General features: G+C 61.6%; 11 protein-coding genes. 8 read left to right on the top strand and 3 right to left on the bottom strand.

All coding sequences use genetic code 11. The features are described from left to right. Positions 1-107: 107 nt before the first annotated feature. The 3 genes from FHS03_RS22745 to FHS03_RS22735 all read right to left on the bottom strand — a co-directional run bounded on the left by FHS03_RS22745 (position 108) and on the right by FHS03_RS22735 (position 3,175). Positions 108-542, bottom strand: a complete 435-nt coding sequence (locus FHS03_RS22745; protein WP_183443209.1) for a Fur family transcriptional regulator — start codon at positions 540-542, stop codon at positions 108-110. Positions 543-615: 73 nt separating this feature from the next. Continuing rightward, positions 616-1,986: an amino acid permease gene (locus tag FHS03_RS22740; protein WP_183443208.1), complete on the bottom strand. Its 1,371-nt coding sequence runs from the start codon at positions 1,984-1,986 to the stop codon at positions 616-618. A 160-nt stretch (positions 1,987-2,146) separates the two neighbouring features. Beyond that, complete coding sequence (locus FHS03_RS22735) at positions 2,147-3,175, bottom strand: hypothetical protein (RefSeq protein ID WP_183443207.1); 1,029 nt, start codon at positions 3,173-3,175, stop codon at positions 2,147-2,149. A 299-nt stretch (positions 3,176-3,474) separates the two neighbouring features. Here FHS03_RS22735 and nosZ point away from each other — a divergent pair, with 299 nt between their 5' ends. The 8 genes from nosZ (at position 3,475) to FHS03_RS22695 (ending at position 12,810) form a co-directional block, all read left to right on the top strand. Next, on the top strand, positions 3,475-5,412 hold the full coding sequence (nosZ, locus tag FHS03_RS22730) for a TAT-dependent nitrous-oxide reductase (RefSeq protein ID WP_183443206.1): 1,938 nt from the start codon (positions 3,475-3,477) through the stop codon (positions 5,410-5,412). A gap of 49 nt (positions 5,413-5,461) precedes the next feature. After that, complete coding sequence (locus FHS03_RS22725) at positions 5,462-7,681, top strand: 4Fe-4S binding protein (RefSeq protein WP_183443205.1); 2,220 nt, start codon at positions 5,462-5,464, stop codon at positions 7,679-7,681. Next, positions 7,678-8,973 (top strand): nitrous oxide reductase family maturation protein NosD, encoded by a 1,296-nt coding sequence (locus FHS03_RS22720; protein ID WP_183443204.1) that lies wholly within the window; start codon positions 7,678-7,680, stop codon positions 8,971-8,973. Before FHS03_RS22725 ends, FHS03_RS22720 begins: the two co-directional genes overlap by 4 nt. Then, positions 8,954-9,877 (top strand): ABC transporter ATP-binding protein, encoded by a 924-nt coding sequence (locus FHS03_RS22715; protein WP_183443203.1) that lies wholly within the window; start codon positions 8,954-8,956, stop codon positions 9,875-9,877. The genes FHS03_RS22720 and FHS03_RS22715 overlap by 20 nt, the downstream gene beginning before the upstream one ends. Further along, positions 9,861-10,685 (top strand): ABC transporter permease, encoded by an 825-nt coding sequence (locus FHS03_RS22710; RefSeq protein WP_221208233.1) that lies wholly within the window; start codon positions 9,861-9,863, stop codon positions 10,683-10,685. The genes FHS03_RS22715 and FHS03_RS22710 overlap by 17 nt, the downstream gene beginning before the upstream one ends. Next, complete coding sequence (locus FHS03_RS22705; RefSeq protein ID WP_183443202.1) at positions 10,682-11,194, top strand: nitrous oxide reductase accessory protein NosL; 513 nt, start codon at positions 10,682-10,684, stop codon at positions 11,192-11,194. The genes FHS03_RS22710 and FHS03_RS22705 overlap by 4 nt, the downstream gene beginning before the upstream one ends. 93 nt (positions 11,195-11,287) lie before the next feature. Next, on the top strand, positions 11,288-11,596 hold the full coding sequence (locus FHS03_RS22700; RefSeq protein WP_176349893.1) for a c-type cytochrome: 309 nt from the start codon (positions 11,288-11,290) through the stop codon (positions 11,594-11,596). A gap of 182 nt (positions 11,597-11,778) precedes the next feature. Further along, entirely contained in the window at positions 11,779-12,810 is a 1,032-nt protein-coding gene (locus tag FHS03_RS22695) for an FAD:protein FMN transferase (RefSeq protein ID WP_229426359.1), read from the top strand. Positions 12,811-12,812 lie beyond the last annotated feature (2 nt).

Below are 12,812 nucleotides of genomic sequence, written 5' to 3'. Positions count from 1 at the left end.
AGTTGCTATAATAAAGCGGCAAAATTGTTAACGCAACATAGTTGCATTAAAAAATAAAAGCCCACGCGGCGACAGAGCGCGGCGCGGGCCGATGCGGAAGAGGGGAGTTATTTGCCGCCGGAGCAGCGCGGGCAGGTGCCCTTGATGAGGAAGTCGACTTCCTGGCTGACAAAGCCGGCCGGCAGCTTGACCTTGCGCGGCAGATTGATATCGGTGAAGCAGGTCACGCTTTCGCAGCTGGTGCATTGGAAATGGGCGTGTTCATGACCATGTTGGGCGGCGCCCGCGTTGAAGCGCCAGACCTGGTCGGCCCCGGCGATGCGGTGGATCATGCCATGTTCGGTCAGCCATTCCAGCACGCGGTAGAGGGTGACGGAGTCCAGCACATCGCCCGGCAGGCGCTCCTGGATTTCATGGTGGGTCAGCGGTTCGTCCTGCTGCAGCAGGAAGGCCAGCACGCGCGAACGCGGCTTGGTCAGGCGCGCGCCGGTCTCCCGGATCAGGGATTCAGCGCGGTGTTCGGTGGATTTCGTTATATTCATGATACTGGCATAAGCTAGGCCTAATGCTAGCACGAAAGCTTATGCCTCGTATCCCGCCTGCGGTGGCGGGTTCTCAGGCCTTGGCGGCAGCGGCGGCCGCGCCGCGCTGTTTGCTCCAGTAGCCGACGCCCAGCACGGCCAGCCATACCGGAATCAGGTAGACCGACAGGCGCAGGCCCGGCGTCATGAACATCACCACCAGGATCGCGGCCAGGAAGACCAGGCACAGATAATTGGTCAGCGGGTAGCCCAGGCTGCGGAAGACCGTGGTCTTGCCCTCGGCCGCCTTCTGCGCGCGGAAGCGCAGGTGGATCCAGCTGATCATGGCCCAGTTGATGATCAGGGCCGATACCACGAGGCCCATCAGCATCCCCAGTGCCTTTTCCGGCGCCAGGTAGTTGATCATGACGCAGATCGCGGTGGCCACGGCCGACACGCCCAGCGCCGTTAGCGGCACGCCGCGGCGGTTCACTTTAAGCAGGGAGCGCGGCGCATTGCCCTGGATCGCCAGACCGTACAGCATGCGGCTGTTGCAGTACACGCAGCTGTTATACACCGACAGCGCCGCCGTCAGCACCACGATATTCAGCACCGTCGCCACCGCCTCGCTGTTCAGCGCGTGGAAGATCAGCACGAAGGGGCTGCCGCCGGTGACGACTTTCTGCCATGGGTAGAGCGAGAGCAGCACGCCCAGCGCGCCGATATAGAAGATCAGGATGCGGTAGATGGCCTGGTTGGTGGCGCTTGGAATGGTCTTGGACGGATTGTCCGCCTCGGCCGCCGTGATGCCGACCAGTTCCAGGCCGCCGAAGGAAAACATGATGACGGCCATGGCCATCACCAAGCCGCCCACGCCGTTCGGGAAGAAGCCGCCGTGCTGCCACAGATTGGCGACCGCCGCTTCCGGCCCGGCCTTGCCCGAAGCGAGCAGATAGCCGCCGAACACGATCATGCCGACGATGGCCACGACCTTGATGATGGCGAACCAGAATTCCATCTCGCCGAAGGCTTTCACGTTCAGCAGGCTGATGGAATTGATGATGACGAAGAAGCCCAACGCCGAGACCCAGGTCGGTATCGCCGGCCACCAGTATTGTATATAGATGCCCACGGCCGACAGCTCGGCCATGCTGACCAGCACATACAACACCCAGTAATTCCAGCCCGAGAGGAAGCCGGCCAGGTGGCCGCAGTATTTATCGGCGAAGTAGCTGAAGGAGCCGACCACCGGCTCATCGACCACCATCTCGCCCAGCTGGCGCATGATCAAGAAAGCAATGAAGCCCGCCGCCGCATAGCCCAGCAGCACCGAGGGCCCGGCCATCTGGATGGTTTGGGCGATGCCCAGAAACAGCCCGGTGCCGATGGCGCCGCCGAGCGCGATCAGCTGAATGTGGCGGCTTTTGAGTCCTCGTTTTAGCTCGTTCTTTTCATCTGCAATCATGTCTCCGGTCCTTGGACTCTGATAAAGGCAATGATTCTAAAGCAAATGAGATTTTTTGCAATTTCGGCGCGTTATGCAATATTTAATTTCGATATACGATAAGGCGCCTACTTTTGTTTTGTCTGTATCGATTTTTCCTTTGGTTTTGATCAATGCTGTATCAACTGGTTTCCTCCTGCATGCAACCCTTGATGTAGCTGTTGATCTCGATAGAGAATTTTTTCAGCTCTTTTTTGTAGAGCGGGTCGGAGCGCAGATCCTTGAAGAAGTAGTAGAAGGGGATCTGGTCCAACAGATTGTTCAGGGCGTAGTAGCTGTAGATTTCGGCCACCCCTTTCAGGATGTAAGCCTGGCCCTGGGGATCGAAGATGCAGATGTTCGGATCAATATTGTTGACCGCGGCTTCCAGTTGCAGGAATTTAGGGTTCTCCGGAACTTCGAGTTCGTGACGGCCCGGCCCCAAAAGATAGGAGAAGAAGGAAGTCTGGGCGCCGTGCCGGATCAGCGCGTATTCCGAAGCGCGCAGGCGGGCCTCGGGTGTCGCGGCCAGCGAAGCCGTTACCCGGTTCTTGCGCTCCTTGTCTTCATTCAGGATGGCGCTGTTGAAGGCGTCGATGGCGCTGGCTTCGTCCGGCGTGCCGGCCAGGATGCGGTTGCAGCGGCCGTGGGAGAATTTCAGCAGATCGTGCATATCATAGTCGCCGGTGAAAAAGCCGCTCAGGTCTTGCACTGACCTTGCCTCCTGAATGGGCATCCTCTGGATGCCGTTCGCATTCTTGATGGCCCAGATGCCTTCCAGCGGACCGCTCTGCTTCTCGGGATAAGCGACCGGATAGCCGACCAGGCCTCGAAACTGCGCGAAATCGTCCTCGCTTAGACCTTCATAGCTGTATTGGATGGCATCGCCCTGCGCGCGGACAGGCTTGATGGACTTGGTCATGATTTTGTGACCCTTGCAGGGATTGCCCTGATTGATGCGGTACAGGGTGTGCTCGCCCGCGGTGCGGAAGGAAATCGCATAATGGCTCTTCCGGCAAACCACGCGAATGACCTTCGCATCCTGGGCGCGCACAAAGAAGGCGGCTTCCAGCTCCGCGTCTTCCCTTGGCGCCAGGTTGCCGGGGAGGGGGATGCCATATTTCGCGGCCATCATTGACTTGACCCTGGCTTTCATTTCTTTGATAGACATGCTGCGTTCCTCCACTTGCTTGCCTACTCTGCGCAGTTTTCGGCGACCCTGATGCTGCTGGGGCCATTGTGCGAATCCGCCCGCCGCCAAGCCATTCGGCAAATGCGGTAGCCCGTCCGCCGGCGGTTTTGCGCGCCTAGTTATTTCGACCTAGTCGGGTTACTACCAGAGGAAAAGCTTGATCCACATCATTTGTCTTTCTCGGGGGCACGACCACAATACGGCCGTCGATGGGGTGGTCCGCATTGCAGCTGCACCATCCCTTGAATCGGCATTTCCAGAAACAAGGGAGAAGAAAAATGAGCAGCAGGGATGATAAGCAAAACGCCGAAGAGGGTATCCTGACCGGACGCCGTGGTTTCCTCGGTAAGAGCGCGGCACTGGGTTTGGCCGGTGTCTCGATGGGGCTGGTGGCGTGCAAGGATAACGGCGCCAACGCAGCGAAACCGGCCGCCGGCGCGGCGCCCGCAGCCAAAGGCGGCGGCGCGCACAGCATTGAAGTGCCACCGGGCCAGCTGGACGAGTACTATTCCTTCATCAGTGCCGGCCACGCCGGCGAAGCGCGCATCATCGGCATGCCTTCGGGCCGCACGCTGAAGCGCATTCCGGTGTTTAACACCGACTGCATGGTCGGTTGGGGCATCACTAACGAGTCCCGTGCCATTCTCGGCACCAAGGCCGACGGTTCGCTGAAGTACACCACCGGCGACACCCACCACGTCCACGGCAGCTACAAGGACGGCACCTATGACGGCCGCTGGCTGTTCATCAACGACAAACTGCATGGCCGTCTGGCGCGCATCCGCATGGACATCATGGAGTGCGACAAGATCACCGACATTCCGAATATCCAGGGCTTCCACGGCCTGTTCCCGGACAAGCGCGACCCGGTCGACGAGAAGATCAACTACACCACCCGCGTATTCTGCGGCGCCGAATTCCACATCCCCTTCGGTAACGACGGCAAGGACGTGAATGATCCCACCAAATGGGGCACCCTGTTCACCTGCGTGAACGCGGAAACCATGGAAGTGAAATGGCAGTGCCGCGTGGACGGCAATATGGACCTGGTGGCCACCACCTACGACGGCAAGTTCGCCGCTTCCAACCAGTACAACACCGAAAACGGCTACGACCTGGCCGGCATGATGTCGGCCGAACGCGACGCCTGCGCCTTCTTCCACATCGAGCGTATCGAGAAAGCCGTCAAGGAAGGCAAGTTCACCACCATCGGCACCTCCAAAGTGCCTGTGGTCGATGGCCGCGCCGCTTCCAACCCCGATCCGAAATCCGCGCTGGTCTGCTACGTGCCAGTGGCGAAAAACCCGCACGGCGTGAACGCCAGCCCGGACGGCAAGTACTTCGTCTGCTCCGGCAAGCTGTCGCCAACCGCCACCGTGATCCAGCTGGATCTGGTTGCCAAGTGGTTCAACGGCGAGCTGAAAGAGCCGCGCGACGCCGTGGTGGCCGAGCCTGAAGTGGGCCTGGGCCCGCTGCACACCGCCTTCGACGGTCGCGGCAATGCCTACACCTCGCTGTTCCTGGACAGCCAGTGCGTGAAATGGAATGTGGACGCCGCCATCGCCCAGTACAAGGGCGACAAGAACGTCAAGGTCGTGCTGGAAAAAATGGACGTGCATTACCAGCCTGGCCACATCTACTCCTCCATGGGTGAAACCAAGGAAGCCGACGGCAAGCTGCTCAACTCGGGCAACAAGTTCTCGAAAGACCGCTTCCTGCCGGTAGGCCCGCTGCACGTGGAAACCGAGCAGCTGATCGACATCAGCGGCGATAAACTGCGCCTGCTGGCCGACCACACCGCCTACTCCGAGCCGCACGACGGCATCATCGTGCGCCGCGATATCGTGAAAACCGTCCAGGTGCAGAATATGGACGACTTCCCGAACGCGGTGAAACCGGAAACCGCCGGCATCACCCGCCAAGGCAACAAGGTGCATGTGCGCCTGATGTCCCAGGCACCGTCCTACAGCATGCCTGAGATCAAGGTGAAGAAGGGCGACGAAGTCACCATCACGCTGACCAACCATGACAAGGTGGAAGACCTGACCCACGGTTGCGCCATCCCGACCTACAACATCAACTTCATCGTCAACCCGCAGGCAACCAAATCGGTTACCTTCAAGGCCGATCATGCTGGTGTGTTCTGGATGTATTGCACCCACTTCTGCCACGCTTTGCACCTTGAAATGCGCAGCCGCTTCATCGTTGAAGCTTAAGTAAGCCAGCCGCGCGCCCCGGCGCGCGGCTGTTTTGTATCGCCATCATATGAAACCGATCAAACCAAGCCGCACGGCATGGCAGCAGACGCTAGCCTTGCTGTCGCTGGTGCTCGCCCTTATCATCCTGCTGCTGCCGCAGCCGGGCCGCGCCGCCACCTACGAAGCCGAACTTCCCGAACAACTGATGCATGGCCCCGATTTATGCGGCTTTGCTCCCTGCCGCGACGTGATGCCGCAGGCCACCCGATTCTCGCAGCGCAAAGGCTCGCCCACCTATGTGGAAGCCTTTGGCGCAGGCAAGGACGGCAAGGAAGAAATCGTCGGCTACGTCTTCCTCTCCACCGACGTGGTGGACATTCCCGCTTACTCCGGCAAACCGGTCGTCACCCTGATCGGCATGGATAAGAAGGGCATTATCAGCGGCGTGCGCGTGCTGAAACACTCCGAGCCGATTCTGCTGGCCGGCATTCCCGAATCCGTGCTGCTGGACTTCGTCAAGCAATACGTCGGCAAAAGCGGCGACGCCAAGCTGGAAATCGGCCATGGTGGTTCCGCCACCGGCGCCGGCCTGGACGCCATCAGCGGCGCCACCGTCACCGCCATCGCCGAAAACCAGGTCATTTCGCGCAGCGCCTACGAGATCGGCCGCCAGGTCGGCATCTTCACCGTGGAAGCGCGGCCGCCGGCCCGCTTCACGGCTGTCGACGAGCGCCTGAACTGGGACCAGCTGGCCGCCGAGGGCAGCATCCAGCACATGGTGGTGAAAGCCTCCGAAGTGGGCGGCGACAATAGCGCCGGTCCGTATATGGACTTGTATTTCGGTTACCTGAACACGCCGACCATCGGCAAGAGCATCCTCGGCGAGCAGGGCTACCGCCGCCTGATGGAAGACCTGAAGCCGACCGACCACGCGCTGTTCATCATCGCCAAGGGCCAGGCTTCGTTCAAGGGTTCGGGCTTCGTGCGCGGCGGCATCTACGACCGCATCCAGGTGCGCCAGGACGCGTTGAGCTTCACCTTCCGCGACACCGACTACCTCAACCTGTACCGCCTGGTGCCCGGCGATACGCCGGAATTCAAGGAATCGGCCATCTTCATCGTGCGCTCGGCCCAGTTCAATCCGGCCTGGCCATGGCAACTGACGCTGCTGGCCAATAAACAGGACAACAAGACCAACCAGCGCAGCTTCATCCACTTCGACCAGGAATACTGGCTGCCCGCGCGCTACCTGGAAGGCGGCCATCCCAAGGTCGTGAAACCGGAAGCGCTGTGGAAGGGCATCTGGTCCAGCCGCATTCCAGAGATCGTGCTGTTCGTGGCCCTGCTGGCCGCGACCGTGATCCTGTACTCGCAGCGCGACCGCCTGGTGCGCATGTCGAACCGCAAGAGCAAGCCTTGGATCAGCCGTCCGCGCACCTTCCTGTGGATCGCCAGCGTCGGCTTCTTCGGCTTCTACCTGAAGGCACAGCCCAGCATCACCCAGGTCATGACCTGGTTCCACTCCCTGCTCAACCAGTGGAAGTGGGAGCTGTTCCTGTCCGACCCCTTCATCTTCATCTTCTGGTGGTTCATCATCGCCAGCGTGCTGCTGTGGGGCCGTGGCCTGTTCTGCGGCTGGCTGTGCCCCTTCGGTTCCCTGCAGCACCTGACCTTCAAGCTCGGTGAAATCATCGGCCTGAAACGCTACCAGCGCCTGCTGCCCAAAGCACTGCACGACAAGCTGCGCTGGGTCAAATACGGCGTGTTCGCGGTGCTGGTCGGCGTGTCGCTGTACTCGATGGAACTGGCCGAGCACCTGGCCGAGATCGAACCGTTCAAGACCACCTTCCTGGTCGGCGTGTGGAACCGCACCTGGCCGTTCTGGGTCTTCATCGGCGCGATCATGGGTTTCTCCCTGATTAGCGAACGCCCATACTGCAAATACATCTGCCCGCTGGGCGCCGGTCTGGCCATTCCCGGCCGCTTCCGCCTGTTCGGCCTGAAACGCAAGGCCGAATGCGAAACCTGCCACGCCTGCGCCTCCGGCTGCGGCTCGCACGCCATCGACGCCAAGGGCAAGATCGACCAGATGGAATGCCTGCTCTGCCTCGATTGCATGGTGATGTATTACGACGATCACGCCTGCCCGCCGCTGGTCAAGGAACGCAAGCGCCGCAGCAATGCGGGCGAAGCGCTGACCCGCATCGGCGCCGACGGCTACTTCGTCTCGCTGGACAGCCTGCGCGGCACCCTGAAATCCGCCAAGGCGGACAAGGAGTCCGCATGAAAGAACCTGGCTTAATACGCGCCGGGAAGGGCGCCGCTGCGGCGGCGCTGTCGATCACCGTCCTGCTGGCCGACATCGGTAGCGCGGCGGCGGCCACTCTGGTGGTTAAACCCGGCATGTCCATCGCGGAGGCGGTGCAGCGCGCCCACTCCGGCGACACAGTGGTGGTGGAACGCGGGATGTACCGCGAAAATCTGCTGCTGGACAAACCCATCACCCTGCAAGGCAAGGACAAGCCCACCATCAGCGGCGGCGGCAAGGGCGACGTGATCCGCATCACGGCCAGTGACGTCACGCTGCAAGGGCTGATCGTGCGCGACAGCGGCATCGACCAGGGCAAGCAGAACTCCGGCGTCTATGTGGTGCCGAAGGCGCACCGCTTTACCATCGCCGATTGCGACATCATCTACACCCTGTTCGGCATCTGGCTGGAACAATCCGATGATTCCAAGGTGCTGCGCAACCTGATCGTGGGCCGGCGCGACCTGATGTCGGTCCATCGCGGCAACGGCATCCAGGTGTACAACACGCGCCGCTCCGAGATCATCGACAACCAGGTCAGCTACACGCGCGACGGCATCTATGTGGACGTGTCTTCGCATGCGGTGTTCCGGGGCAACCGCATCCACCACGTACGCTACGGTACCCACTATATGAACACCCACCACAGCCTGTGGGAGAACAATGAGTCCTACCTGAATCGTGGCGGCCTGGCCCTGATGGAAGTGCGTGACCTGATCGTGCGCAACAACAAGGCCTGGGGCAATGAGGACCACGGCATCATGCTGCGCACCATCCAGGACTCGGTGGTGGAGAACAATGTGGTGGCCGGCAACGACCGCGGCTTCTTCATCTACGACGCCGAGTTCAATATCCTGCGCAACAACCTGGTGGTGCGCAACCGCACCGGCGTCCACCTGTCGGCCGGCTCGTCCAACAATGAGGTGGGTGGCAACGACTTTATCGGCAACGAGGAACAGGTCAAATTCGTCGCCTCGCGCGACGTGGAATGGGGCCGCAAGTCGGGCAATTACTGGAGCAACTACAGCGGCTGGGACCAGGACGGCGACCAGGTCGGCGACATTCCCTATGAGGCCAACGATCTGGTGGACCGCCTAAACTGGCAGTACCCGCTGATGAAGCTTCTGCTCTCCAGTCCATCGCTGCAGACCCTGCGTTTCGTGGCGCGCCAGTTCCCCGTGCTGCGCGCGCCCAGCGTGATCGACCGTCATCCGCGCACGCGTCCCCTGAACCCGAATTGGAAAAAATGGAATGACTTATCCCCCCATTGAACTGAAGAGCGTGAGCAAGCAGTTCGGCGCCTTGCAGGCGCTGAAGGAAGTCTCGCTCAACGTGAACAAGGGCGAAATGGTTGGCCTGATCGGCCATAACGGCGCCGGCAAGAGCACCCTGTTCAAGCTGATGCTGGGATTGATCCCGGCCAGCTCCGGCAGCATCCGCGTGCATGGCGCCGATACGTCCGGCCCAGGCTTTCGCCAGGCGCGCCGCCGCATCGGCTACCTGCCCGAGAGCTTTGTCACCTACGACAATCTGAGCGGCCTGGAAGTGCTGCAACTGTTCGCCGACCTGAAAAAAGTTCCGCGTTCGGCCTGTGCCGGCACGCTGGAATTGGTGGGCCTGCAGCACGCCGCCGGCCGCCGCGTCGGCACGTATTCGAAAGGCATGCGCCAGCGTCTGGGCTTTGCGCAAGCCTTGCTGGGCGAACCGGACCTGCTCTTCCTCGATGAGCCGACCAATGGCCTCGATCCGGAAGGCATCGCCGATTTCTACGCCACCCTGCGCAAGGTGAAGGCGCGCGGCGCGACCATCGTCATCACCTCGCACATCCTGGCCGAGATCCAGCAGCGCGTGGACCGGCTGTTCATCATGAAATCGGGCCAGCTGGCCGCGCAAGGCACGCTCGACGAGCTGCGCGCCGGCATGTCGCTGCCGCTGCTGGTGGAGGCAGCGATGGCCGACCAGGAAGCGGCGGGCGCGGGTCTGCAGACGCTGCAAGGCCTGCCTGGCGTGAAAGCCAGCGCCGAAGGCGGCAAGCTGACGGTCAGCTGCGAACGTGAACGCAAGATGGCGGTGCTGTCGGCCTTGTCGGCCACGGCGCTCGACATCGTGATTCACGAACCCACGCTGGAAGAATTGTTCCTTGGTTATGGAGGCGCCCATGTCCGCGCGCATTGAATGGACCCAGGTCCGCGTGATTGCGGCCAAAGAATGGCGTGACCGCATCCGCAACCGCTGGGTGCTGGCGGTGGCCGTGCTGTTTGCCCTGTTCGCGCTGGCGATCGCCTTGTTCGGCACCGCCCAGCAGGGCGAAGTGGGCTTCCACGGCATCGAATCGACCGTGGCGAGCCTGGTCAGCCTGGTCATCTACCTAGTGCCGCTGATCGCCCTGATCCTCGGCTACGACGCCATCGTCGGCGAGAAGGAGCGGGGGGCGCTGGAGCTGCTGCTGTCCATGCCGATCACGCGGCTGGAAATCCTGCTCGGCAAATACCTCGGCCTGGCGGCGGCGCTGGCCAGTTCCACCGTGATCGGCTTCGGCGCCGGCCTGCTGCCGCTGGCGGCGCAGCTCAGCCCCAACGACGCCTTCCACTACGCCGGCTTTGTGCTGAGCGCCATCCTGATGGGCATGGCCTTCCTCAGCATCTCGATGCTGGTGTCGGTGCTTGCCAGCGACCGCGTGCGCGCCAGCGGCGCGGCCGTCGGCCTGTGGTTCTTTTTTGTGCTGATCTTCGATCTGGTGCTGATGGGCGCCCTGGTGCTGAGCCAGGGCAGCTTGGGCAACGCGGTCTTCGCCGGGATTCTGATGCTGAATCCGGCCGACATCTTCCGCCTGCTGAACATCTTCAGCTCCGAACAGGTTCAGAACATGTATGGCCTGTCCACCGTGATGCCGGAAGGCCTTACCAATCCGGCGGTACTGATGGCCATCATGCTGGCCTGGATCGTACTGCCCTTTATCTTTGCAATCAGGAGATTCCGATGAAATTAAGTATTCCAACCGTGCTGGCGGCCCTGCTGCTCACCGCATGCAGCCAGAGCGCGACCGACATCTCCGCCAAAGAGCCGGACGCCGGCGCCAGCTGTTCGCTGGACGGCATGGTGCTGAAGGACTTCCCCGGCTCGAAAGCCCAAGTGCGCTACGCCGACGGCAAGACCGACTACTACTGCGACGTGATGGAGCTGTTCGGCACCGTCTTCGCGCCGGAGCAGAAGCGCGTCGTGGGCGCGCTCTACGTGCAGGACATGGGTAAGGCCAACTGGGACCAGCCGAGCGGCAACTGGATCGATGCGCGCAAAGCCGTCTACGTCATCGGCAGCAAGAAGCACGGTTCCATGGGCCCGACCATTGTGCCTTTCGCCAACGCCAATGAAGCGCAAGCCTTCGCCGCCAAGGAAGGCGGCTCGGTGCTCAACTTCAGCGACGTCAAGCCGGACATGGTGAAGATGGGCGGCGGCGCCGCCCACGATTCCGGCATGGGCGGAGGCCACTAAACGCAGTACCTGATTCGGCGGCAGTCTTGAAAACTGCCGTCTTTCCGCTGTTCGCAGCATTTTTCCGTTTCTCAGACCTAGAAAGAGACCACTATGAAAATCACCGTATCCGCACTGTTCCTGGCCATCGCCTCGTTCGCCAGCGCATCCGCCGGCGCCGCCGACGCGGCACTGGGCGAAAAAATCTTCAAAGCCACCTGCCAATCCTGCCACGGCGCAGGCGTGCTGGGCGCCCCGAAAGCCGGCGACAAAGCCGCCTGGCAGCCGCGCGTCGCCAAAGGCAAAAAAGCCGTGTACGACAACGCCATCAAGGGCTTCAAAATGATGCCGCCAAAAGGTGGTAACGCTGGCCTGAAAGATGACGAAGTCAAAGCCGCCGTCGATTACATGATGCCGAAGTAAACCGTTTTTACCGCCCGCGTGGAGCTCTGTCATGGGTGGCTCCGCGCGGCGCGGTTTTTTGAGTCTTTTTAAAATGACCATGGCGTCGTTGCTAGCGCCTCGCCGTGCAAATGCACTGTCTTCGGCGCTGCGCCTAGCCCTGGCCAATTTAAAAAAACTCATCATTTGGAAGGGAACCTGCCATGCGCAAGGCCATCGTACTACTCGCCGCCATGGCCGCAGCCACGCTGCTGCTTCTGGGCGGATGCAGCCGTCAAGAGAAAATCGTCAAGACCCAGGGCCATGTATTCGGCACCACGGTTGAAATCAGCGTCTACGGCGAATCCGAAGCGCGTGCCAATGAATTGGGCGCCCAGGTACTCAAGGAATTCGACCGCCTGCACCACAAATACCATGCCTGGCAGCCCAGCATGCTGACGTCGCTGAACGATGCCATCGCGCGCGGCGAGCCATTCCAGGCCGACGAAGAGATGGTCAGCCTGCTGCAATCGGCAGCCGAGTTGTCGGCCCGTTCCGATTACCTCTTCAACCCCACCATCGGCCACCTGATACGGTTGTGGGGCTTCCAGAAAAACGACATTACCGCGCAAGGCCCGTCGCCAGCCGAGATCAAACGCTGGGTCGACGCCGATCCGCGCCTGTCCGACCTGCGCTACCAGGGCACGCTGGTGTCCAGCGTGAATCCTGCCGTGATGATCGACCTGGGCGGCTACGCCAAGGGCTATGCGCTGGACCGCGCCGCCGCCATCCTGCGCGGCGCAAACGTGAAAGCGGCGCTGGTCAATGTGGGCGGCAATGTGATCGCCATCGGCCAGCCGGGGGCGCGCCCATGGCAGGTCGGCATCCGCGATCCGCGCGGGGAGGGCGCCATCGCCACCGTTTCCCTGCACGACAATGAAGCCGTCGGCACCAGCGGCGACTACGAGCGCTACTTCATGAAGGACGGCAAACGCCATCCCCACATCGTCGATCCGCGCACGGGCCAGACCATCGACCTGGTGGCTTCCGTCACCATCGTCATTTCCGGCGGCCGCGACGTGGGCCTACGCTCTGACGGCAACTCCAAGCCGCTGTTCATCACCGGCGCCGAAGGCTGGGAAGCCATGGCCAAGCGCCTTGGCCTGAACGAAGTGATGATGGTCGACGCCCAGCGCAACATCCTGATGACGCCCGCCATGCGGGCGAGGATGGATACCGGCTCTGCGCCGAGATAGGC

The sequence above is a fragment of the Pseudoduganella violacea genome (assembly GCF_014191875.1).
Lineage (GTDB): Bacteria > Pseudomonadota > Gammaproteobacteria > Burkholderiales > Burkholderiaceae_D > Rugamonas > Rugamonas violacea_A.
This window is presented reverse-complemented; position numbering and strand designations above follow the sequence as displayed.